Below are 25,283 nucleotides of genomic sequence, written 5' to 3' on the forward strand. Positions count from 1 at the left end.
TAATCAATCGGTTTAAGGAGAAGAAAGAGGATAACCTTAATTACCTAATGCGAGACGACTGAGGTAGAAGACTGAAACAGATAAACAAGATAAGCACCTACGTTCCGAACGTAGCAGCATGAAAATTTACAAGTTATTCCCTATGTTCAACTGCGCCTAAAGCTTTCAAAGTGGCTTTTTCAGGAGTAGTTAAACCTTGAATACCTGTAATATTCATACCTTCATACGGACGAGGTGGCCTCAAGGTTTTCAAGCACTCACCTGTTTTGACATTCCAGAAGTTTATTGTTTCATCGTAACTGCTACTAACAAGTATTTGACTGTCTGGACTAAAAGCAACAGACTTGACCGGAGCGGTGTGTTTTCGTAAATCGTGAAGACATTCACCACTAGAGATTTTCCAAATTTTCAAATTTAAAGTTTTGTCTTCACTTCCACTTATTCCAGTTCCATTGGCAATCAGATGTCCGTCTGGACTTACAGCAACCGATAATACTCCTCCTGTATGACCTTGTAAACTTTGGAGACATTCACCGGTACTAACGTCCCAGATTTTTATTGTGCGATCGTTACTACCACTAATTACAGTTTCACCATTCGGGGAAAAAATCGTTGACCAAACTCTATCTGTATGTCCTTTTAAAGTCTTAAGACACTGACCAGTAGAAACATCCCATATCCTCACAGTCAAATCATTACTACCACTAACTAAACTTTGACCATCAGGACTGAAGGCTACTGTCCATACTCTATCCTCATGACCTTCCAAAGTCTTCAGGCACTGACCGTTAGAAACATCCCATATCTTAATGGTTTTGTCTCCACTACCACTAGCAATCATTTTATTATTAGGACTAAAAGCTACTGCTCTTACCCACATATTATGACCATATAAAGAGCTACATTCACCAGTATCAATAGTCCATAACTTAATAGTGTTATCGTCACTTCCACTAACAATAGTTTTACCATCAGGACTGAAGGCTACCGACCATACCATTCGCTCATGACCCGAAAAAGTTTGGAGACATTGACCAGTTTGTACATCCCAAATTCGCACTTTTTGGTCTTCACTAGCACTAGCAAAACGTTGTCCATCGCTACTAAAAGCAACTGACAAAACCCAATTGCTGTAACCATACAGAGTACTCAAGCATTTACCAACTTTAACGTCCCATGTCTTTAACACTCGATCTTGAGCACTGCTAGCAAGAGTTTGACCATCCGGATGAAAAGCTACTGAGCAGACTCCAGCAGTATGTCCCTGTAAAGTTTTAAGGCAATCACCGGTATGAAAGTTCCAGACTCTAATTGTTTTATCAAAGCTACCACTAGCAAGAGTTTCTCCATCTGCATGAAAGGCAATTGAACTTACCGATCCTCCTTGAGGAATGCTCAGGCTCTTAATACATTCGCCAGTATTAACGTTCCATAACTTCACAGTTTTGTCATCACTACCACTAGCAAGAATTTGTCCATCTGGACTAAAGGCAACTGCCCGTAGCAAAGAACTGTGAGATGATAAGGTTTTAAGACATTGGCCTGTATTGACGTTCCATAACTTCACAGTTTTGTCTTCACTGCCACTAGCAATAATCTGTCCATCTGGACTAAAAGCAACTGACTGAACTCTACTACTATGCTTATGTAGGATTTTAAGGCATTCACGTGTGTTAACATCCCACAGTCTTACAGTGTTATCATCGTTGCCACTAGCGAAAAACCTGCCATCTGGGCTAAAGGCAACAGACCTAATTCTATGAGCATTTCCAGGTAACATTTGAATACATTGACCTGTATTAAAATTCCATATTCCTAAACGTTTATCTTCACTTCCACTAACAAGAACTTGTCCATTAGGACTAAAGGCAATTGATCTGACCCAGTCATCATGTCCACGACAAACAGATATTTGTTGACCATCTACTGTTCGATATACACGAATTTCACCTTTAGCATCACTTATAGCTAACAACTTTCCATCAGGACTATATGCTACTGAATAAATAGTTCCTAAAGTTTGAGTAAAAACATACTTATATAGTTCAGAATTTGTAAAATTGCTGTCATGAATTTCTATGTCTTGCAAGTAGGCTTGCCAAATAACAAGATTAGAAAACACTGACTCAAAATTATCAAGTATGATTAAGCAACGTTTTTGACACAAATATTTTAGTAACTGTTGTGTAATTTGCTTTTCTACCGTATCCAATAAATTAATTTCTTCCTGATCTGATAAGAATTTGATAATGTCTTTTAGAATTTCTGTAAAAGGTGGGCTATTACGTAGACTTCGCCAAATTATATAGTCAAAATAGTTTTTAATCTCGTTTACGAGTTTGAGCAACAGATCTGTTTTACCAATACCACCACGCAACGTTACAGTTAAACTAGTTTTGCCAGTTCCAGCTATACCTACAATAGCTACCATTCGACAGAGATTTTCATCACTTTCAGTATTCTTAGCAACAATCCACTGTTTCAGAATGTCAATTTCTTTTGTGCGTCCAAAGAAATTTGATAAACCAGGTGCATCTCCCCAGTCTTCTTTTGTATTAATATCAATACTGCCTTGCCTTTCCTCTTCCACAGGCTGAGTGCTAGGATATAGCTCTAATATCTTTTTTTTATAACCTGCTTTTTCAAGTAAGTAAGCTACATCTTCCCACTTCTCAATCTTTTTAATCTCTACATTTTGCTGTCCTTCTGAATTTAACAAGTACTCGACGTATCTATAAACTGTCTTAGATAAAGCATCACTTACTGTACCTAACGACACACCACGCTTGTCGGCAATTTCTTGAGGACTATTTCTGCAAAGCAAACCTCTCAGATGACACTTTTCTACTGATGTCAGTATTTTTCTCCGTCTCACATCTTTTGCTGGAAGTAAATCTTCATACAAGCGTTCTAGATCCCAATCCTTAGACTTTTCTATAAAAAGGGTGTCGTCTTTCTTTGAGGTCATTGCTGTATTAATTAAATTCCTTATCTAAATCCTAATTATTTTTCTAGAATACTTTAATTTCCTTGAAAAACCATAAGGATTTCGATGTGGAGACTAATTTTTTGCATTTCCTTACGCTAGAGGCATCTCATGTTTCAACATTATACTTACTAAGTAACAAAGGAGTTGTATGCGTCAGAATGCCCCTAATAATTTTTTTCACATGGATTTAAGTGGTCACGATATGAGTAATTGTGATCTGAGCGGATCTAATCTCATAGGTGCTCAACTCAATGGCAGTAATTTGAGGAATACAAAGCTGAACGGTTCTAAATTGCAGGATTCTCAACTACGTGGAGCTGATTTGAAAGATGCCAAATTGTGTGGCGCGCAATTATCTGACGCAGATCTAAGTGGTTCTGATTTACGTCGAGCAGATTTAACTGGAGCTGACTTAAGACGAGCTAATTTGGCAAACGCAAAACTAGATGATGTTAATTTGAATGGCGCAAACGTTCAAGGTGCTATTTTTCAAGCTAGTACTGGACTAACTGAAGATATAAAACATGCCCTAAAAAATCGAGGTGCAGATTTTAAGAATTCTTCTGTGGTTAAGTTCGATTCTGTGGATGCCAAGTGGTGGATACAGTATGTAGTTGTCCCACTCATTGTTACTTTTATAGGAGGTGGTGGCATTATAGTAACTATGATTAATGCCTCAAAAACTGAACAACCACCCAAACCTACACATACTATTCAAGCTACAACTCAAGAGACTCCATCACCAAAGTCAATGTCTAGCATCAAACATAAAAGATAATTTTCTAATGTGCAATCACCCTCTTAACCCTGTTTTGTCACTTTCGGAAGAGAATAATCTAGGATGCTTACAGCATAAGACTTTTACCAAAAAGCTTGATTTTAGCCATTCTAGAACGAAAATAAACGCTCAAATGCTCGCTCTATCTACAGTTGAAAATTTGGCTCTTATTTTTATTTTCCCAGAGTGACAAAACAGGGTTATTGCGCGATCATTTAACTTAACACCAGTGTTACCAGGTCTCGTTGGGGTGCAGGGCTATTGCATTCTCATCCAGCCCGCCTCAGAATTAAGAACTTTTCAAACATCCTCTCACGAATATTCCCCGTTTCATTAATCGATAAAAATATATACAAATCGTTGAAAAGAATAAATAAGCTTGATGGTTGGTGATTTAATTAAAATTTAGTTATTAATCTTGATAGCAACATCTCTTTTAGAGCTTGAGTTATATTTCATTCATTTCTAGAATTAGTAAACTGGCATACAATTTAAAATTGCACTTTGCTGTATCTGCTATCTTCAGGGGGAATAAACCATGAGCCGTCCAATTATTCTTGGTATTGTTGGTGACAGTGCTGCTGGTAAAACTACGCTGACAAGAGGGATTGCTCAGGTACTTGGCCCAGAAAATGTCACGATCATCTGTACAGATGATTACCACAAGTACGATCGCAAACAACGTGCAGAAATTGGGATTACGGCTCTCCATCCTGATTGCAACCATCTGGATATTATGCAGCAGCATCTCTCGTTGTTGCGGACTGGTCAACCTATTCTCAAGCCAGTTTACAGCCACAAAACTGGTACTTTTGAGGCTCCAGTGTATATCAAACCCAACAAATTTGTGATTATAGAAGGATTGCTTGGCTATTCTACCCGTGGCGCTCGTGATTGCTATGATGTGAGAGTTTACCTTGCACCTCCCGAATCTATACGCGCTAGTTGGAAAGTCAAGCGAGATACGCAAAAGCGCGGATATACAGAAGAACAAGTACTAGCAGAGTTAGAAAAGCGAGAACCAGACTCAGAACAGTTTATCAGACCGCAACGGCAATGGTCAGATATCGTGGTGAGTTTCTATCCACCCAACGATGATACTAATAACACCAACGGACACCTAAACGTGCGTTTGGTATTACGTCCTACAATTCCCCATCCAGATTTTACTCAAATTCTCGATATTGGTGATAGTACCATGTCTGCCATCCGTCTAGGATTAGATCGGGATATGGGTAAACCAGTTGATGTCCTGGAAGTAGATGGTCATGCAACTCTAGAACAAGTCAACAAATTAGAACACTTGATTTGCTCTGATATGCCATATTTAAAGAACGTATGCGATCGCGAAAGTAATCCAGAGATAGGTAAAGTCGCTGGTACAACTGGCGAAACAATCCAGAGTTATCCCCTCGCTATCACTCAGCTTCTGACAACTTATCATATGCTCAAAGCAACACAGATGCATCAATAGTGGTTAATTATTCCAATTAACAAACAATAAACAACAAAATTTGGAAAAATTTAGCAAAAAGACATAGATTTTGAGAGCTAACAAGGGATTACTAGAGTATACATACTCTTTATGATATTATTCCCTTGATTTATGACTTATAGCCTCAGAATTGCTGATATGCCAGAGACAGAGCGTCCACGGGAACGCTTGATGGCTCATGGCGCCAAAATATTATCTACTGCTGAATTATTAGCAATTTTGCTCGGCACTGGTCAAGGTGCGGGAAAACTTTCGGCTGTGGGTTTGGGACAATATATTTTACATGAATTGAGCAAATGCGATCGCGAACCCTTAGCAGTACTGCGAGACATCAGTGTTGCTGAACTCATGCGAATACCTGGTATCGGCCCAGCCAAAGCAACAACTATTCTAGCCGCTATTGAATTGGGCAAACGTGCCTTTCAATCGCGCCCTGCGGATCGTACAGTGATAGATAGCCCAGCTGCTGCTGCTGCTGCTTTGAGTCAAGATTTAATGTGGCAAAATCAAGAACGTTTAGCAGTTGTCCTCTTAGATATCAAAAATCGTTTGTTAGGGACACAGGTAATTACTATTGGGACTGCTACCGAAACCCTCGCACCCCCCGGTGAGATTTTTCGAGAAGTGATTCGCCAAGGTGCAACGCGGTTGATAGTAGCACACAACCATCCTTCCGGTAATCTTGAACCCAGTAATGAAGATATTGAACTCACTCGTCAATTGTTAGCAGGAGCGAAATTTTTAGCTATTCCCTTACTTGATCATCTGATTTTAGGAAATGGCAATTATCAGAGTATACGGGAAATTACAACTTTGTGGAATGAGTGTCCCCAAGGAGATTGAGCAGAAATTTTAGGACTAATCCTTTCAAGGTGTAATGTACTTTTCTTGGTGTCTTGGTGTCTTTGTGGTGAAAAAATCCATTTTTGAAACACCAAGACACTAAGACACAAAGGTGAAAAGCCCTATATTTCCGAGAATAAAACATCTTCGTAAACCTCGGCAAGAGAACAAGAAAAATTCACGCTGGTTAACTCTAAATCTTGATTTCCTCTATAGCTGTAAAGCACCCATCTGCCTTCATTATTGCGTCGAAAACAATCAATCCGCTGGCGGGTTTGACTGATTAAAACATATTCTTGTAATGTTTCCAATTCCTGATAATCATTAAATTTATCACCCCGATCAAAAGCCTCTGTCGATGGTGATAAAACTTCTATAATTAAGCTGGGATAGCATTTGAAATATTCAAATTTTGTATCTCGTTGGTCGCAAGTGACCATAATATCAGGATAGTAGAAAATATTCAGTGTTTCGATCCGTGTTTTCATGTCAGCAACGTAAACACGACACCCGGTTCCTCGGATGTGATTTCTGAGGAGAGTAACTAAGTTAGCTGTAATTGTGACATGAGCATCACTTGCACCGGACATTGCATAAATCTGCCCTTGGATATACTCATGTTTAATCGGGCTAGATTTTTCCGTTTCGAGGTACTCTTCTGGGGAAAGATAGGAATGAGATGGACTAAGAGTCATTCGATAACTCCAGTACTTCAGTTGTATAGGCTGTAGTTTAATATGTAACCTGAGTTCGGGATAAGGAAAAGGACAGATAAGTAAGTCGGCGGGAAAAATTCAATGTATATGAAGAAATATAAATTAGCTGTAGTGGCGTGTCTAGACTAAAATGATGCAATAGAAAAGGTTGGTAGTAAGCGCTTTAACGCTAAAAAAACTAAAAATCTAATGCACTATTTTAGCCTTGCCACGCCACTACATTTAAATTTCTTAACATAGCTGTAAATATTAGCGCCAACTTACTTAGTAAGCTGAAAATAACAACAAATCCAGCAACCTGTCCTATGTTTAGTTTAAATGCTTTGTTCTGTCATGTATGTATTGTTATAGCCTCTACTGCTTGTACTTCCTCAGTTTCCGATTCATCCCTAATTTTGAAGTAGTAATAGAGATTTGCAACAGTTAAGTCGGAAGCTTGCTGTAAATTTTTTGGAACTAATGTTCTGTAACCAGCAACACCAGCTTGTTGATTTACGTAGGCTTCATAGTCTTTACGTAATCCTGGCTTAAACATAAATATTAGCTGGTCACGCAAGGAGTAAAAGTGAGATTTTTCGCTTAAATTTTCGTACGTAAATTGTTCTGGTGGTGCTAAAGCGGTTGTGTCTTGCTTGGTGTCCGGGGTGCTGTTAGATTCTTCAGTGTTGAAATCAGCGATATTTAAGAGTTTAAGTTCTGATGAGGGGAGCGATCGCATCCAGTCAACTTGATTGTGCCATGTTTCGACAACTACTAAATCGTGGTTACGAATACGGCTGATTTCAGGGAAAAGAAAATCGAGTTCATCGTATGAGTCACATGAATCAATTACCATGCAAGCGTTTTCACTGATGGTATTTTGGAGATGGTAAAGCCTATCGCTAACGGCTGACATTTCGTTTTGGGCTTGATATGTAGCAACAATCCCCTGTTCAATTGTCCAAGCACATTCCAGTCTGCGGAGTTGTCCAGCTGCACAAGTTTCTGACAATAAATGGGGATTAGTGTAATCTGCTAAAGCCTCAAAAAACATTCCCCTTACACCATCAATCTCAGCGTTTTTCCGGCTAATGTCCTGTAATTGCATCGCTGAACGAAAGCGGTTCATAGCCTGAATAAACAGCCCATACGCCCGAATTAAAACAGTGCGATGTTGTTCAAATTTGATATCTTGGGCTACTTGCTCAATTAATTGCCTAATTTCTGCTCCTTGGTCTTTTAAAGCTTGTTTCAGGTCAATAAAGCCATTGTTGACCTCCAGCCGCATTTGCTCTACTTCTTTTCTCAGCTTGAGTGTTTGATGTAGATTTACTGCCGTTAGTGCTACACCTGCGACTGTTCCCACACCAATCAAAGCCGTTGTGGCTTGCAGCACTCCCAAGCTAGTTTGTAAAGTTTGCAGACTATTCAGTACAGATGTAAAACCTTTATGGGTTTGATACATTTGCACTCCACTCATCAGCAAATTAGAAGTAACTACCAGTGGTGATAGAGGACTGTTGTTGACTGTCGCACCAATCGCATGAGCCACAAACTGTCCCGTAACTGCATCTCTAGCCATAGCTATTGGTATTTCATTGCTAAAGACTTGTAGATATTTACCAGTCTCAATACCAGCTTGAATTGCAGGAGCAAATTGGAACAGCATATTTCTGCATTGTTAAAAGCTAATTTTTTTGAGCCTAACTGGTTTCTAGTCAGGAAAATAACCGTATTTATTCGGTAAATAGTTGAACTTTGGCTAAACCTGGGCATACTAAACCCAGAAAACTCTATCGGCTCACAATCTTTATGGATAATTCACGGATTGGCGCTCAGACTGTTGATTTATTGTCTCGCATTACAGGACAAAAGCTGAGTCAACGAGATATCACGCCGCTTGTGATATTTTTAGCCAATTTAGTAACACTACTGCTGGGAGTAATATTTGTAGATGGCACAGTAGCAGAGTCAGAAAAGCAAAGGTCAGTAGATCACAAACTTTTCCCGAAAGGGCGATCGCTGCGGATTTTTGTAAGATAGGATACTTTTTGTTGTCATATTTATAAAAACAGTGCAGTAATTAATAAGTTACATTTATAAATGGTTGACAGTTTTGTTTTCAGCATATTAACTAGACGGAAGATAAACAGCTTGAATAACTTGATATTTTCGTTCAACAGCTTGACGCAAGAATGCTAACATCTGCTTCAGACCAAATAATTGATGATAAACGAGCCTTCCACCTCTTCTATTCAGGCTAATTTTTAACCAGAGAAGATAAACCCAAATATTAACTAAAAGGAAAGAAATGCCAACGAATAATAATCGAAGCGCTGGTTTTTTATTAGTGGTTCTAATTCGACATAAATTTTTTAACCGATAACTGCTTTCAATTCCAAATCTTTTTCGATAGTGTTGATGTATGTAAGATAAACTAGTTTTTACTTGATAAATAACATAAGCGAAATACTCAACTCCATGTTTACCTCGCTTACCTTTTCTATATTTACAGACTATCCATAAGTTAAAAGTTACTGAATCATCTTTACCCTTGGTCATCGTATAATGGGTTTTATAACTTTTTTTACCTTTAAGAAATTGTTTGATGCCTTTTTGCTTACCCCTGCGTATTGCTGGCATAATAAAAGGTATATTTAGAGCTTGCAACCAACGAATAACCGAAAGGCTGAAAAAGCCTCTATCAAGCAATAATTTCTTGATTTGAATTTTTAGAGGTTCTAGTTCGGCGAGTAAATATGTAATAATTGCTACATTAGTATCAAAGCAGCGTACGCCTCTTACTGCCAAAGTGATGCGCTTGTTTTTGGTAATTACATATAAAGTTGCATATGCATAAAATGAACAAGTACCAGACTTTGCTTGGCTTCTATATATATAAGGTAATTCTTCAGGACTAGGCTTTCCATAATAAGGAATTAGGTTTAAATCTATAGCAATAGAATGACTTCCATTTTTGATTCTTGCAGGAATACGACTTAACAGAGCCTGATTAATTTGTAATTCTAATTCTTCAAAATTATTGATTTTGTCCAAATGATATCTAACATCATTCCCAGAGGGAATATTATCTAATATTTTCGATGTGTTCTCAATACTATCTCCACTACTAGCTGCTTTAATTAAAATCTCAAATAATGTTTTTTCGTCACAGGCACCTTGGGTATCAATCGATATATTTTATACTAAACAATTAAGAACTTCGTCAAGCGTCTCTGAGTCTGTAAGAGATGGATTATCTCGTAAAACAGTCAATTTTTTTCACCACATTTTGATTCACAACTCTAAATCATTTCATTTTTTAGCTCGTAGTCAACTATAACTTTTTATTATGTATTTTCCCTGAAAGTGTGCTGCATCTCACCAGCGATCATCCTTTCGGGAAAAGTTTGTGATCTACTGAAAATAGGAGAAGCAAGTGGACGGGATGTAAGAATACGTATATTGGCATCTAATCTGGTAGAGCAACTTTATGAGGAAGCTGCTAAATCTTGGGATGAGTGGCGTGAAGGATTAGGTGAAAGAATGGTTGAAAAAAGTCAATTTTGGTATTCGGAGCATAACCCAGTTTTTAGCCAAGATAAACTGGTTAAAGATTATACTAATCAATTTATCAGAGATTTATCAAAAGAAATAGATGAGTGGGGTAATCAAATACTAAAAGATATTATTCTCAAAGAAGGTATTGATTATTTAGATGCAAATATCGCTTATGAAATAGAAGCAATACAAGGAGATTTTAAACGCTTAGATCAGCAAGTTAGCACAAATTTTAGTCAACAAATGAATCTTTCTATTACAGGTATCAATGATGAGTTTATGGGCTTAGGAGGGATAGGTGGAGGGCTGGGAATAGGTAGCGCTTTAGCGGCTGGCTTAATAGTGTTCACAGGACTTGGATTCATAGCAGTTGTTGTTGCTAGTGTTGCTGCTACAATTGCTAGTTCGTTTGGGTTGGGAATACTAGACCTAGATGGGTTAAAAGACCAAATAAAAGTCAAAGTTTTTGAAGTTGGTTTTGAAAAATTGGATGAATCAATAGATAAACTTTCTGAGAAGTTAGAAGAAATAATTAGTACAGTTTTTGAGAGCCGCATTGAATCAGCAAGTCGAGTGATTGAGCAAGCGATCGCACTTTATGAAAATCTTCTAGAACAGCAAGAAAAAGCTCATCAAGAAACTCTGGAACAACGCGAAGCTGAAAAAGAATTGATTTATCAAAAGCGTCAAGAACTTGAGCAGGTACAAAATGACCTGGAAGTTCTACTCAGTCAATCTACTGTTCAGTAAATGCTCATAAGGATAGCATCACCTAAATTGACCTTTGAGTTTGTTCTAATTTGACAGAGCAAAGACGTTGGATTCTCAACTTTTTTGCTGCCCCTTGTCAAAAATATTATCTTCTTTACTAACCAACCTGCGGAATATGGGTTACTACTGCGTAAGTCCTGTTGGTGTCTTGGTGCCTTGGTGTTTGAAAAATCCATTTTTGAAACACCAAGACACTAAGACACGAAGGTAAAAACACCACCTTCTACAGAGACTATTTTCAAAGCGGGCGGCGGGAATCGAACCCGCATCAATAGCTTGGAAGGCTATGGTTTTACCACTAAACTACGCCCGCAAATTGCCAACTTTAATAATATAACACAGCCTTTGATAAAAATCAAGCTAGCGACGCTCTATTTTTACACGTACAACTAAGTTGCTTTGTGGCGGTTTGCTGCCATCTTGGTTTCTACCAGGGCTAAATGGGATATTTTGGAAAAGATCGATTAAGAGTTGTTGGTATTTACTTTTCTTCGCTGCTAGTTCTTCGGGAGTCATATCTATAATATCGATTGCTGGGTTGCCATTGGCATCACGAGCAATTAACTTGCCATTTTGATCAATTGCCAAGGAAATGAGCAAATCTACATTATCTAAATCCGGTTCACTGCTGATAAAATCTACAGGCAATTCTTTTGTATTCTCTCCCAGAGGTTGAGCTAAAAAATCTGGTGGTACATCTTGTATCAAGACTCCTTTTTGGAGCAAATCAATCATTTCATCTCTAGAATAAACATTCCAAGTTGCGACTAGTCCTCCATTACTTTGAGTCTCATTGGCGGATAATGAGGGTGGTGGCTGGATGGATGGATTTAATGTTGGTAGTGAAGTTGATTCTCCTAGCGAGATATTAGTATCTGGTTGTTTGGGGAGTTGAGAGTTGATTGGCGAATTTGTAGAAGCTGAAGTATCTGTGGGGGGAGTTGTAGCGTTTATGTCTGGTGATAAAGCTTGATTTTGCTCATCTGGGATGAGATTTTCTGATTCTGAGGTTGGGATGTCTGTCTGATCAAGAGGCGGTATAGGAGATGTAGTATCAGATTGTTGATCTTGGGTTGGCGGTGTAGCAGGTGTAATATCAGGCTTTGGAACTGCTGATGACTCTGGTTGAGGTGTGGGGGAAATGCTAGGTGTAGATTTTGGTTGTGTCGTTAATTGAGGTTTTGCTGTTGCAGTTTGTTGCTGATTAACAGTTGGTTTGGCAGATGAATTAGGATTAGAAGCGATCGCTGTTTGTTTGTCTAGTATAGCGATCGCATCTTCATCAGTTACAGGAACGGATTTTTGAGTATTTGATGATGACTGGGGTGAACCAGGTTTGGCTTTAGTTTGTGGTTGAACTTTGGAACGTTCTGTTGGGGAAAGTTCGATAATTTCAATCGGTATAGCACTATTTGAGTTTTGCTGTCGTATGAGGCTCAACTGATATGAATATGAGCGCAAGAGCCAAAATGCAACCAAATGTAGCACAGCTGAACCCGTAAACACAGCGATCCACAAACCAGGGGGATCGCGATGTCGGCGATCAATCTGTGATGAAATTGGTTTTTGGTCAGTGACCGATTTTGTCATAATTTTGCTAATTACTAATTTTTTGTCCTTTGTCATTAGTTATTTGTTATTTACCTATAACTAATGACCATTGACCAATGACAATTTTAGCGATTAGCTGCCAATTCTAATCTAAGATGAGGGAAAAAGTCAGAACTGTTTCGTCTATTCCTTTGAGTTCTAGCGGACTACCTTTTATAATTTCTTCGTCTTGTAAATAATCTGCAACCGCCGCAGAAACTAAGACACTTCCGGGATTCGCTGCTTGCTGTAATCTCGCAGCAATATTGACACTGGGACCAATGGCTGTATAGTCGGCGCGTTCTGAGCTACCAAACATACCGACAACGGCTGTACCTTGGTGGATACCACTGCGAAATTGTACACTTTCACTTTTAGTCGAATCAAAAATACCCTGTCTTCGCCAGTGTTCGTTTAACTTTGCGAGCGATCGCACCATCGCTGTGGCTGTATTCACCGCCCGTCGCACTTGTTCGTTAGGTGTTAGCTCTTCTGGCGCTCCAAATAAAGCTAAAATACCATCTCCCATAAATTTATCTACTGTACCACCGTTATCAAATACCGCTTTTGTCATCACTTCTAGATATTCATTGAGCAATTCAGCCACTCGGCGTGATCTGAGGGTATTTGCTAACTGGGTAAAACCGACAATATCACTAAATAAAACTGTGATTAAGCGCGGTTCTGGTTGCAAATCCAGAACCAAGTCTCCTGCTGCGGCTTTTTTAACCAAAGCAGGTGGCAAAAAGCGTTTTAATACGGATTCTGTCAAATAAGCATTTAATTCTATCACTTTGCGTTCATTTGCTTTCAATGCTAAAAGATTACGCACCTCTGCTAAAAGTTCACGGTCGTTAAATGGTTTAGCTAAATAAGCATCTGCACCCCGTTCTGTACCTGTAATGCGAGTTTCTTCATCAGCTTTTGCTGTCAGTAAAATGATTGGTGTTCCTTTTAATTTCTCGTCGTTGCGGATCATCCGAATCATCTCCAGCCCTGATACTATGGGCATCATTAAGTCACTTACAATCAAGCTGGGTGAAATTTCCTGAGCAAGTCGAAACCCTTGTGAACCATTGTGCGCTGTCCGTACTTGGTAGCCATCAGCGCGGAGTATACCAGATACATAAGCTCGTAAATCTGGGTTGTCGTCTACAACTAGGATAGAAGCACTAGAGTGAGTAAAAGATTCTTCCTCAACTTCTGCTGCTTCTGTGGAGCCTAATTCCCAGTCTGTGGTACCTTCTGCGAGGAATTCCAAATCAGCCAGTTCCACAGCTGCACGGTTGGTATTGACTTCCACGGCTGTTTCTAATAATTGATCTGCGCTGAAGTGACTACTACCAGGAATCAGCCAGACGCTAAAAGTAGTACCTTGACCATAAACTGATTTTACCGTTACTTTGCCTCCGTGGAGTTCTACTAATTCTTTAACTAAAGCCAAACCTAAACCTGTTCCTTCATAGGAACGGTTTTCTGAACCTTCAGCTTGGCGAAAACGTTCAAATAGGAAGGGGATTTGTTCTGGTAAAATACCAATACCAGTATCTTCTACTATCAAAATGCAATGCCCATTTTGAGATTGCATAGCAACAGTAATCATGCCACCTTCAGGAGTAAACTTCATGGCGTTAGACAAGAGGTTGTAAACTACCTTGTCAAATTTTTCTATGTCTAAGTATACTTTCGGACATTCAGCTATTTTGGTGACCAGACGCAGTCCTTTTTTTTCGCAGTAGGGACGAAACGACTCGATAATTTGGCTGACAAATTCGACTAAATCACAAGGACGAAAAGTCGGTTGCATCCGACCTGCATCTAAGCGTTGCAGATCCAGCAGTTGGTTAACAAGTCTTAACAAACGACGAGAGTTACGTAGGGCGATCGCACTTTGTTCGTAAGACAAACCCTCTTGGGAAGATACTGCTGTTTCCAGTGGTCCTTGAATTAAGGTAATGGGAGTACGAAACTCGTGGGAAATATTTTGGAAAAATTCGGTTTTTTGTTTATCTAATTCCAGTAAGCGTTCGGCTTGTTCGCGGGTTTTTTGGTACAAGTGAGACTGTTGGACTGCGATCGCTGCTTGTGCTGCTACTGCTTTCGCTAACTCAATTTCTGAAGTTAGCCACTTACGATATTTTACACTTTGCGTCAAAGTAATACTACCGATGATTTTTCCATCAGCTAACAGCGGAACTACCATCAGTGATTGGGCTGGCGATCGCAAAGGTAAGTCAAAGCCCTTGGTTTCTGGCGAACACTGGCTCGTATCGGAAATGATCACCGATTCTTGTGTCCGTAATATTTGTTGCAGAATCGGATTGTCTTTAATTGGCGCTTGAGATTCAGGTAAATTGTGAGTGTTGACATTCTCAATCTTTTGGGAATCATGAGTCCCTAAGTCTTCCGAACGATCATACAAACCGACGCAGCAAGCAAACTCATCATCTTGTGTCCACAAAGACAGCATACAGCCATCCACTTGTAAAGCTTGTCCTAATTTTTGGGTAATAGCAGCAAAAATATCTTGTGGATCTAAACTAGAGCGAATCGCACTGGTAATTGTATTAATCAAAGCTTCTCTTTGAGCAAGCGCGTGTACTTGCTCGTAAGCATAGGCTTGAGACAAAGCCAAAGCAGCTTGATCTGCTACCATCATTACTAACTGGACTTCGTCATCACTCCAGATACGAGGTGTATGACATTGGTGGAGTGCTAACACAGCCATTAGTTCTTGTTGGCAAATCAGTGGTACAACTAAGCTAGAGCAAATGTTGGCTTCAGTGAAAGCAGCAGCACGCGATCGCAACTCCAAAATATCCCCTTGAATACGTTCATCACTAGCTACATCATGAATTATTTGTACTTTACGAGTTTCCCAAATAGTCTGAGATAGTAGAGGTGATAAAGCTTCAGAAGACGCAGTCACACCAAAACGTGGTGACACCGAGAGTATCTCCCTCTCGTCCACGCCAGGTGCTACAACGGAGGGAACCTCCGCAACGCACTGGCTCCCCTTGTCCCCGTGTCCCCCTGTCTCCATGTCTTTCTCTACTGGCTTGTGATAAATAAATCCTTCATCAACTAATTGATTTTCTTGGAAAGGACGCAAGAGGCAAACATCTACCTCTAACATATGTCCTACCGTATCAACAATTGTTTGCAAAATTTGCCGATAATCTAAAGCGCTACGAATCGTATTGGTGACAGTGTTCAGTAGGGATTCCTGGCGAAGTGTGCGGGTTAGTTCACGAGTCCGGGCCTTGAGGACATTGTGGGTATCCAAGGCTTGGCGCACTACTGCTTTGAGTTCCTCTGCTTCCCAAGGTTTGGTAACATACTTGAATACTTTACCAGAGTTAATCGCATCTACCAGGTCTTCGACATCGGTGTAGCCAGTCAATATTATCCGGATGATATCTGGATACTGAGTTGCTGTCAGGCTTAAAAATTCAGTACCACTCATCATTGGCATTCGCTGATCAGAGATAATGACTGACACATCACCTTCCTGCGCCAACAGCTCCAATGCAGCTGGTCCAGAACTTGCTTTCAACACCTTGTAATCGCGATAAAAGGTGCGATAAAGCAAATCTAAGTTGTCGGATTCGTCATCGACAACCAAAATTTTAGGCTTACTGTTTGCTTGGGATTTCATGCACCGCTTTCCTGCTGCAAAGGCACTCGGATAAACAATAATCTGATCAGATAAGGATAAAACTGACTCAGGTAAGAGCCAGAGCATTTCGACTCCATATGCCGTTTGCCCATATGACTGTCACTCGTGAGAGTATTTATTTACAGCCATTTGTCTCTATAGAATTATGCCGATTACTGTTTGGTTTGGTACACCCCAATTAATTTGATCTTGAGTATTAGTCTGACAGAATTTGTGTTTGCTAGCCAAATTTCTGCTCACCTCCGACGAGAACTGTTCCATACCACATACAGCAATCCAGGCTGATTGAACAATCCGACTGAAACTGCATATTAATTTTTCCCGCCTTAGCACTGACACTAACATTTTCGGGTGAATTTCATTTATGACAGTCATTTTATAGTCAGCAATCTCGCAATAACTAAGATTAAAGAGCAAAGTATACTATTAGACAAATAGTTATTTACATTTAGCCATTAAAATTATGTGCTAGACAAGTGGTAGTTAGGGGATCGGGGATTGGGGATCGGGGAAAGGGGACAAGGGAGAGTGTGGGAAGTGTGGGAAGACAAGGGAGAATCATTTAACTGGTTTCTTCTTAATGACCAATCCCCAATCCCCAATCCCCAATCCTCAATCCCCAATCCCCAATCCCCAATCCCCAATCCCCAATCCCCAATCCCCAATCCCCAATCCCCAATCCCAAACACCAGTTATTTTAAGTTTTCACATAGTCTAAATGGTGTTTTAGGATATTTGAAAAGATTTTTATTCAATCAATTCACCACATAATTAGCCTTGACACCCTGGTTTTTCCAACAATCTTATCAACCACCTGTCACAGCAGCATCTGCTGAACAAGCTTCCTGTCGGTTCCAAGTCCGTGCAGCTACACCTGCTGATTTGACTAGTGTTGCTCAAATTATTGCTGAAAGCTTTCACTCCCAAAATGGTTTTTGGGCATGGGCTTTTCCTTTGTTACGCTTAGGTATATATGAAGATTTAAGACATCGGCTTGTATCATCTACATCCCACCATGTCTGTTTGGTTGCTGTTGACACCGCAGCCAATACAGCTGATAACTTAGTGGGTACTTTGGAGGTAGGTGTGCGCTACAGTGATTCTTGGACAGAGGTTGGCAAAAGTTTGCCTTACCTGTCTAATTTGGCAGTTTCTTCAAAGTACCGTAGACTGGGCGCAGCTTCTCAATTACTTCAAGCTAGTGAAAAATTTGTTCGAGAATGGGGATTTGAAGATTTATATCTCCATGTTCTAGAAAATAATCACCAGGCACGACAACTCTATCTCAAGTTTGGATATCGAGTGTATAAAGTGGAGTCTAATTGGAATATATTATTTTTAAGAAACTCACGGCAGATATTATTGCATAAGCATCTTATGCTCAACTCCAATAGCTAATTTTGAAGTTGTGATCGCTCCACAAAGGGGAAGTAAAACTATTTTGGATTTTGGATGTTAAATTTTTAATCAATTCCACAGATAAATCTAGGGGTTTGGAATCAGGGCTATTTTATTCTAGACATAAACCGCCCTGAACTAATGTTCAGCGGCTCATATAGGACTCATATTTGATTTCTGAAATACACGTAGGGGAGGCAAAAAGGGGTGTAGATTTTCTTCCCCCTTTGTTGCCGTTGTGTTACGCCAAAGGCTAGGGAACAGCTCCGCCATGTTAAGGCGGAACAAATCTAAAATCGTCAATTTAAAATCTTCAAGCCCTGCACCCAAGGAGTGGTCGGGGTCAATCTAAAATCGCAAATATAAAATTCCTGACGGGGCGACAAAAGAGCTAGGATGGAGCTAGAATAAGTTCCATCGCCCTAAGACCTCGTTGGTAAAAGGGGCGCTTATTGCGATTTAATAGCATTAAATTGGTGACTAAATCTTTACATTGCTCCATAAAATTAACCCAAGTTTCACCATATAATCCAATATAAAAGCTGCTATGACGCCTTTCAATACGACCAGCTTCTTTAAGACGACCAACGTACTTTTGTACACCTTTGTGTTTAATTTGCTGTCCATGAATTGTGGCGGAAGTATAAGCGATAGCCATCAATAAAATTAGAGTAATTAACCGCTCGCCAGAGACATTAGTATCCTCTAAGTTATAGCCACCTTTTTTGAAATCTCGAAACATTTCTTCTATATCAAATCTTCTTTTGTACGCTGCGTTAGCGAAGCTCCTCTGAAGGAGGCTCGCGAACTCAAGAGTCTCTAGGTTTGTTAAAATGAACCATCCTTCTTTTGGAACAACGCCTAAGATTTTACGTTTCCATTTACAGGCAACATTAAAGCTGAAAAAACCTTGAGTTTTAGTGACTTTTACCCCGGAAAAAAATAATGAGACTCCTGGTGATAATCCTACCTGTTTTAGTTAAGCGCCAAATGTCTTCTTTTATCTCGACAAAATGATTTTTTTTGAGTCGTAAACAAAAGTATACATCTCTTTCTCTGAGCGAATTTGCCAGCTTGACAGAACAAAACTCTCTATCTCCCAATACACAGATTTTATAAGTTCTAAAAAGTGGCAATACCTGTGAGAGAATCTTTGTCTGTTCATCCAAATTACTATTACCTAACTTTGGTAGTAAGGAAAAATATACTGGAAATGCTCTCTTGTCCCAAACGACACTAACCATGAAGAGATTTATTTGACCGAAGAAAGGCACTTATGCTGAGGGCAGAAGGCAGAAGGTTTAAGAAAAAATTTATACCAAAAAATTCAGTCCTCTTCATTCTGCCATTTGGTTTCAAGCCCCCGAATTTATTCGTGGAAAAGATAATAAGATTTGTATCAAGATGCGTAGCACAAGATACAAGGCGTCCTTGTTAGAAACCCCTATATTTATTTATGGGGTTCCCTTCAGCATAAGTGCCTTCTTCCTTCTGCCTTCTCATTCCAATTTGTCCTATCGATCACCACATAAATGATTTTTTCTTTCTCAAAATATGTTGATAACCAACTCGCAACTATCGGAAACCAAATTTTTTCAATGGAGAGGTTTGGCAATGATAAAAATCTTTGTATTCTCTTTCTTCTACTTTCAAATAAAACAGGAATGGGCAAAGAACTAGCCAGCGCTTCTAAACTAACTTTTTTAATGGATTGTAGAAGATTAATTAGAATTTGGAGCAACAAATATTCCGCAGAACTCAGATTAACTTGCAGGTGTGTTTGGTAGAATAATGGTAACATTTTCAATAAATAGGTCTTCTTGACAAAGTTAGACCTACTTTTTTTACCATAAATTGCTGCACTCTTTACCTCACAAGGTTTTCAGGGTGCTTTGTCGCCCCGTCAGATAAAATTCAAAATCGATTGACCTAAACGCGTAAACGCAACAGCGGCTACTTCTGTGAAGTTGCTACGCGCCCACCGAAGGTAGCAGCTTCAAGGTGGAGTAATCTAAAATTTAAAATTGTTTGACATGTTTAAATGAAGAAAAAATTTGGAGTGCTATACAAAACAGATTATTGTTTAAATATAATCAGTAAAAATCAGTAAAAATACTATCATTAATCTGTCAATCCCTCATAATAACTTTGTATTAAAAATGTTCATCTTTATAGAAACTTTAAAAAAAGATACCAGTAATAGCAGACAAATCAATGTTAAATCTCATAAAATATGAATAATCAATTACACAATAACCTCTGTTAATGTTCATCGTAAGTTAGATTGATCAAAGGCATCTTGTTAACAGCAAAATAAAAACTCTGATTTAATAGCAATTTATCTATAATTTAGGTATAAACTAGTCCCCAATTCATCCTCGTTTTGAAAGAAGATGGATAGCGCAAAAAACCAACGCTATCAGACTCCTATGGTATCCACTTATTACCCGGACACAAGTTTTCTTGACTATATTGTCATGCAAGATGGAACTGAGCAATCCTGTGGCTCGGATATCCTTACACAATTGTTGAGTAGGAAAGTTTTCATTGTTAACAGTCGAAGACGAAATGGTTTGATATTGTTTAAACGCTACCATACAGAATTTGCTGGTCCAGGAGCAGCTGTAGGTGGCGATTATGATTGTGATTGTCAAAAAGTATTACCAATAGGAAATTTATCTTTATTAACTCCTGAAACAAATGAAGAGCGACAGAAGGCTTATTTAATTAGGCGACAGTGGATTCGGCTCATCAAACAGATTACAGAAAATCCTATTCCTAGTCAGCGAGTTCAAAAGATTCTTGATCAATTTGAACAGTATTTTCCACTTGAGATGGTGGAAAATTTGCCAGATGAAGCATTTGCATTATTAGTGGGTGTTTTACCACAAACGGTTTCCATAGTACGCCGCTTAGGCAATGATGTAGATACTAGACTGATTTATTGAGCTTGTTCAGATTTGAAGTCCGGAAAACAGTTTGCCATTGATTCACACATAGCTATTTGACTAATAAATTTATAAAGTTATTTTTAATCCTGACCAAATTTTTATGACAAGATTGCTGTTAGCCTTGAATTGTTCATTGAGTTTTGGATCTGCGTTTTGTGGGTGAGAGTGAGTTGGGTCAGATACAAGTAAATTACGAAGACTAATCGTATAGGGGATTTTGAGTTTGTTTTATAACCAATTGTGCAGCTTCATAATACTACAATTTCAAAATTTTATTTATTTTTTACTCAAGATCTACTACAGATAAACTGGAAATAGTTGCCAATATGGCATACATTAGCAAACTTACTTTAGCTGATATCTTGCACCAGTTGCAATCAGCCATCAAATAAATTTTTGGCTCAAAGCTTAAACCCATTTAAATGGGTTAAAATATTAGCCCGTCGGTTTTGAACCGACTTTAGTTTTCAGCCCAAATTTTAATTTCGGGCTAGGTGTAAGATATAAGTTAGGATATGTTGCAAAATCGCCGAATTGACTGCCAAATTTCTGCTAAGACGTTAGCTAAAGCATGATCACTGTCTAATTCCACTAACTCTACCCAAGGACGTGATTTGGCAAAATCACGACTGGCTTGAATTGGGATAACCTCATCATTTTTTCCATGCAGAATGAGAGTAGGAATAGGACGCTGTAATACATTTTCTTGATATTGAGTCGCATCTGTAATGAAATCATAACTTAAAGGTAGCGATCGCTCTTCGCCATAGTGATAAACCATTAAATACTTTTGTTGTTGCCAAAGTTGAACTTGTGTATCTCCTAACTGAGTTAGCCAGTGATATAAAAAGCCAAAGGCGGGTGCTAATAAAACGAGTCGCTGCACCTGGGGGTATTGCTGTGCTATGTGAGCAGCTGTTAAACCACCTAAACTGGAACCAATGAGAATTACTGGTGCAGCTTGAGACAAAGATGGTTCTATATCCTGTTTGCCATCTGCTAAGATTATTGAGGCTACTTGATGAATTTGGCGAGTAATTGTCAAGTGAGAAAAATCGCCAAAATTCAAATCAGGAATATTCAAGTTGATTTTGCATTCAGCAAAGCGATCGCGTATGTAGCGAGCTTTGGCAGAATGAGGACTAGAAGCAAAACCATGAAGATAGATAAACTGGTTCACCATCAAGCTTTTGTGGGAAGTGTGGGAAGTGTGGGAAGTGTGAGGGGTGTGAGGAGCTCTTAGCAAGGAGCAGGGAGCAAGGAGATCTTAGCAGGGAGTGTGGGGAGACAAGGAGGACAAGGAAGAATTTATTCCAATGCCCGATGCCCGATGCCCAATGCCCGATGCCCGATGCCCAATGCCCAATGCCCAGCAAACTAAACAATTACCGCATTGTGACAAATTCTTCCGCTGCTGTCGGATGAATTCCAACAGTGGCGTCAAAATCTTTTTTGGTTGCGCCCATGTTCACAGCGATCGCCACACCTTGAATAATCTCACCTGCATTTTCTCCTACCATTTGGGCGCCTAAAACTTTGTCGGTTTTAGCATCTATTACCAATTTCATCATAGTTCTTTCTTGAGCGCCGGTTAAACTGTGAAATAAAGGACGGAAACGAGTGCGGTATATTTTAACTCCTTCGTCTCCCAGCTTTTCCCAGGCTTGAGCTTCTGTGAGACCAACTGTTGCTGCTTCAGGTGTAGAAAACACAGCAGTCGGGACATTTTCGTGACTAAATACGCGGCGATGACCACCAAATTCACTATCTGCAAAGGCTCGCCCTTCACCAATGGCGACGGGAGTTAAATTCATCCGATCAGTAACATCACCGACGGCAAAAATATTTTCTTGCGAAGTTTGACTGTATTCGTTGACAGCGATCGCATCTGTTGTGGTATATCCGGGACCTTCGACGGTACTGCAACATGTTGCGACTCCAGCTTTTTCTAAACCTAGTTCTTCGATATTGGGGGTGCGGCCAGTTGCTACCAAAAACACATCAGCAATTATAGATTCTGCCTGATTTCCAGATAAATTGATTTTGTAACCCTCTGGGACTTTTTCCACTGTTTCCACTACATGATTCTGGATGATTTTAATCCCGTGGTTGGTCATCCCTTCTTGAATATTGGTACGAATGTCTTCATCAAAACCATTGAGGATGAGGTCTTTACGGAGAATCTGAGTGACTTCGCATCCCAAACCACGCATAATGCAAGCAAACTCCGTACCAATATAACCAGCACCAATAATTACTATGTGCTTAGGTTTTTCTTGCAGATGAAACATTTCGTTGGAGGTGATACCATATTCCATCCCCGGTAAATCAGGTTTGATCGGGCGACCACCAACAGCGATTAAAATTTTATCGGCGGTGACTTTACGTCCATCAACTTCGATAGTATGGGGATCTAAGAGAGTAGCACGACTGGGAATCAGTTCTACCCCAGCTTTTTCTAAGAAACCAATGTGTAGTTGGGAAAGTCGATTGACTTCCTTATCGATCGCTGTAATAAAATATTTCCAGTCTAATTCTGCTTCGCCTACCTTCCAGCCGTAGCCTGCTGCATTATGAAATAATGCTGGAAAATGGGAACTATAGACCATTAATTTTTTGGGAATGCAGCCACGAATCACACAAGTACCGCCGACTAAACTTTCTTCGGCGATCGCCACTTTTGCACCGTAGCTAGCAGCACGCTTAGAAGCTGCTAATCCTCCAGAACCGGCACCAATGACAAACAGGTCGTAATCGTAGGTCATAAATTTAGATATCTTTTACAAAAAATAAAATTTGATACCAATTTACCAATTAAAAATCGAGAAATTTCACCAAGGTAAAGTGGTATCTAGGACAAGAACGCTTGACAAAACACGTTCCAAATTACCTCAACCATTATCTCGATCCTAGCTTGCTCATTCAAATCATAAAAGCTGACAGCAATCCCATTCTGTAGTTGGGGTGGGAGGGACAAGGGGGACAAAGGGGACAAGGAAGCTATGACACTTGACCAATGACACTTGACCAATGAATGTAAATATCTAAGTTGTCATCGATAATCTTGTGGTTGTAGTCTGTACAAGCTAAACCAGTGACGAACCGCTAACCAAACTGCGGAAAGAAAGCCAGCTAAACTCAGTGTTAATCCACTGTACGATACTAATAATCCAAATACGGGTAGCACAGCGCCAGCAATCGTACAAATCACCGCAGCCAAGGAAGCTCGAACATTTGTACCCAATCCCCAAGTTAATACTAGTAAAACTAGAGAAATCAAAGTCCAAGCAAATTGGGGACTCATGACGCGACTAGTGTAGGTTAAAGCTAACAGACAGGCAAAAAATATACCCGCAGCAACAGCGATATTTTTTAAGTTTATAGGAATAGACAAATATAGCAATAATATCCACCATAAAAATATGGCTGGCGCTAACAATAATAACCGGGGAAGCACACCTGTATTACGAACAGGGTTAGTATTTGTAAACACGCCAAATGGGTTTCTCACAGAAACATTATCGTCAAATACCCAAGTAAAGCGGGTACTTTGTCCTTCGCCTGCAATTTCCGTTGGTACAATACCACTTGCAAAATCAGCACTTGGAAAGTTAGCAGTGGCTACGAGGCGAAAATTTTGGAGTAACTGTCCATTAGCACTATAAACCCAGCGTGACCCCCCTTGAGTTTTATAGGTAACTCGAAAGCTGGTTTCTTCCCCTGGTTGAAGACGGAAGGGAAAACCATAGTCACCTGGATTGGTTTGTTGCAGTCTATTACCGTCACGCTCTACTTTATAGTTAGAAAGCAGCGAATAACCGTTAGGTGGTGGTGTTTCAAAGAAAAAACTATCAATATCTTTGAGTTGATTAACTACTTTATAGTCTGCTGTATAGTCTACGCGATATGTAGCACGGCGATTCTGCACATCAGGAGTTTGATCAATTTTTACTTGAATTTGCGAACCAGCTAGCGTCAGGTAGCGATTTTCTTCTCGCGTTTCATTGACCTTAACAATTTTGCCGTTAACTTGCGTGGTGTAACTGTAGGGTACTTGCACTACATAACGTATTTGCGGCGCGATTTGTTCTAGTCTGTCACCAGCAACACTTTCTGCTACTTGTGCGACTTTTGCTTGTTCCCAGTGGTGATATCTGTTACTCAAAGTTGAGCAAAGAAAAAATCCTCCGATTAATAAAATTAAAATTAGAGTTAAGTGTGGTAATCCTGATAGAATTTGCGAATAGCGAATTGCCCATTCATCAATGAAATTTGCCTGTTCTGCTTGATTACGACGCAGGGAGAAGTTGAGCAGAGCGATCGCAATTCCCAAAGCAATAACTATAAGTACTAATAACAGCGAACCTTTGAGAATATGATTTCCAAACTGGATCAGTTCGGTAGGATGCGTAAGATCAGGTATTCCGGGAATACCTTGAGCTTGTTCTGGCATAAGAGAATTTTCGGAGAATGTGAATCATCAGACTGATAACATCTCTCGGAAGTTTCTTACTTTTGATAAATCTATTTCTA

Annotated in this window: 15 protein-coding genes, 1 tRNA gene and 3 pseudogenes; 7 read left to right on the forward strand and 12 right to left on the reverse strand. The window is 39.5% G+C overall.

Annotated elements, in window-relative coordinates:
• Positions 1–133: 133 nt before the first annotated feature.
• Positions 134–2,968 (reverse strand): WD40 domain-containing protein, encoded by a 2,835-nt coding sequence (locus B4U84_RS00450; RefSeq protein ID WP_131114939.1) that lies wholly within the window; start codon positions 2,966–2,968, stop codon positions 134–136.
• Between the two features lie 169 nt (positions 2,969–3,137).
• On the opposite strand from B4U84_RS00450, the gene B4U84_RS00455 reads away from it, so the two are divergent.
• The 3 genes from B4U84_RS00455 (at position 3,138) to radC (ending at position 6,105) form a co-directional block, all read left to right on the forward strand.
• Positions 3,138–3,767 (forward strand): pentapeptide repeat-containing protein, encoded by a 630-nt coding sequence (locus B4U84_RS00455; RefSeq protein ID WP_131114940.1) that lies wholly within the window; start codon positions 3,138–3,140, stop codon positions 3,765–3,767.
• A 538-nt stretch (positions 3,768–4,305) separates the two neighbouring features.
• A complete protein-coding gene (locus B4U84_RS00460) occupies positions 4,306–5,241 on the forward strand; it encodes a phosphoribulokinase (RefSeq protein ID WP_017312551.1) in 936 nt (311 codons plus the stop codon).
• 132 nt (positions 5,242–5,373) lie between these two features.
• The gene (radC, locus tag B4U84_RS00465) at positions 5,374–6,105 is read left to right on the forward strand and encodes a RadC family protein (protein WP_026082093.1); all 732 of its coding nucleotides are present in this window, start codon (positions 5,374–5,376) and stop codon (positions 6,103–6,105) included.
• Between the two features lie 122 nt (positions 6,106–6,227).
• On the opposite strand, the gene B4U84_RS00470 is transcribed toward radC, so the two are convergent.
• Together B4U84_RS00470 and B4U84_RS00475 are read right to left on the reverse strand one after the other, a co-directional pair.
• Entirely contained in the window at positions 6,228–6,800 is a 573-nt protein-coding gene (locus tag B4U84_RS00470) for a Uma2 family endonuclease (protein WP_026082092.1), read from the reverse strand.
• A gap of 352 nt (positions 6,801–7,152) precedes the next feature.
• On the reverse strand, positions 7,153–8,469 hold the full coding sequence (locus B4U84_RS00475; RefSeq protein WP_131114942.1) for a hypothetical protein: 1,317 nt from the start codon (positions 8,467–8,469) through the stop codon (positions 7,153–7,155).
• A gap of 143 nt (positions 8,470–8,612) precedes the next feature.
• On the opposite strand from B4U84_RS00475, the gene B4U84_RS00480 reads away from it, so the two are divergent.
• Positions 8,613–8,843, forward strand: coding sequence for a hypothetical protein (locus tag B4U84_RS00480; RefSeq protein ID WP_207390951.1), 231 nt, complete (start codon positions 8,613–8,615; stop codon positions 8,841–8,843).
• A gap of 87 nt (positions 8,844–8,930) precedes the next feature.
• Here the strand turns inward: B4U84_RS00480 and B4U84_RS00485 are convergent.
• Positions 8,931–10,076: pseudogene (locus tag B4U84_RS00485) on the reverse strand (ISH3 family transposase).
• 189 nt (positions 10,077–10,265) lie between these two features.
• Between B4U84_RS00485 and B4U84_RS00490 the strand changes: the two are divergent.
• Positions 10,266–11,111: a hypothetical protein gene (locus B4U84_RS00490; protein ID WP_242677502.1), complete on the forward strand. Its 846-nt coding sequence runs from the start codon at positions 10,266–10,268 to the stop codon at positions 11,109–11,111.
• 263 nt (positions 11,112–11,374) lie between these two features.
• On the opposite strand, the gene B4U84_RS00495 is transcribed toward B4U84_RS00490, so the two are convergent.
• The 3 genes from B4U84_RS00495 to B4U84_RS00505 all read right to left on the reverse strand — a co-directional run bounded on the left by B4U84_RS00495 (position 11,375) and on the right by B4U84_RS00505 (position 16,380).
• A tRNA-Gly gene (locus tag B4U84_RS00495) sits at positions 11,375–11,445 on the reverse strand.
• Between the two features lie 47 nt (positions 11,446–11,492).
• Complete coding sequence (locus tag B4U84_RS00500) at positions 11,493–12,722, reverse strand: hypothetical protein (RefSeq protein ID WP_131114944.1); 1,230 nt, start codon at positions 12,720–12,722, stop codon at positions 11,493–11,495.
• A 106-nt stretch (positions 12,723–12,828) separates the two neighbouring features.
• Positions 12,829–16,380 (reverse strand): response regulator, encoded by a 3,552-nt coding sequence (locus B4U84_RS00505; RefSeq protein ID WP_131118629.1) that lies wholly within the window; start codon positions 16,378–16,380, stop codon positions 12,829–12,831.
• A gap of 798 nt (positions 16,381–17,178) precedes the next feature.
• On the opposite strand from B4U84_RS00505, the gene B4U84_RS00520 reads away from it, so the two are divergent.
• Entirely contained in the window at positions 17,179–17,799 is a 621-nt protein-coding gene (locus B4U84_RS00520; RefSeq protein ID WP_017312542.1) for a GNAT family N-acetyltransferase, read from the forward strand.
• A gap of 391 nt (positions 17,800–18,190) precedes the next feature.
• On the opposite strand, the pseudogene B4U84_RS00525 reads toward B4U84_RS00520, so the two are convergent.
• Together B4U84_RS00525 and B4U84_RS31395 are read right to left on the reverse strand one after the other, a co-directional pair.
• Positions 18,191–19,064 (reverse strand): annotated as a pseudogene (locus B4U84_RS00525) (IS4 family transposase); the annotation flags it as partial.
• Between the two features lie 239 nt (positions 19,065–19,303).
• Positions 19,304–19,600: pseudogene (locus tag B4U84_RS31395) on the reverse strand (IS4 family transposase); the annotation flags it as partial.
• Between the two features lie 592 nt (positions 19,601–20,192).
• On the opposite strand from B4U84_RS31395, the gene B4U84_RS00535 reads away from it, so the two are divergent.
• Complete coding sequence (locus tag B4U84_RS00535; protein ID WP_017312538.1) at positions 20,193–20,747, forward strand: hypothetical protein; 555 nt, start codon at positions 20,193–20,195, stop codon at positions 20,745–20,747.
• 511 nt (positions 20,748–21,258) lie between these two features.
• Here B4U84_RS00535 and B4U84_RS00540 read toward each other — a convergent pair.
• The 3 genes from B4U84_RS00540 to B4U84_RS00550 all read right to left on the reverse strand — a co-directional run bounded on the left by B4U84_RS00540 (position 21,259) and on the right by B4U84_RS00550 (position 25,203).
• Positions 21,259–21,933: a YqiA/YcfP family alpha/beta fold hydrolase gene (locus B4U84_RS00540; RefSeq protein WP_017312537.1), complete on the reverse strand. Its 675-nt coding sequence runs from the start codon at positions 21,931–21,933 to the stop codon at positions 21,259–21,261.
• Positions 21,934–22,135: 202 nt separating this feature from the next.
• Entirely contained in the window at positions 22,136–23,515 is a 1,380-nt protein-coding gene (gor, locus tag B4U84_RS00545) for a glutathione-disulfide reductase (RefSeq protein WP_131114948.1), read from the reverse strand.
• Positions 23,516–23,802: 287 nt separating this feature from the next.
• Positions 23,803–25,203 (reverse strand): hypothetical protein, encoded by a 1,401-nt coding sequence (locus B4U84_RS00550; protein WP_131114950.1) that lies wholly within the window; start codon positions 25,201–25,203, stop codon positions 23,803–23,805.
• Between the last annotated feature and the right edge of the window lie 80 nt (positions 25,204–25,283).

This window comes from Westiellopsis prolifica IICB1 (assembly GCF_004323185.1).
Taxonomy (GTDB): domain Bacteria; phylum Cyanobacteriota; class Cyanobacteriia; order Cyanobacteriales; family Nostocaceae; genus Pelatocladus; species Pelatocladus prolificus_A.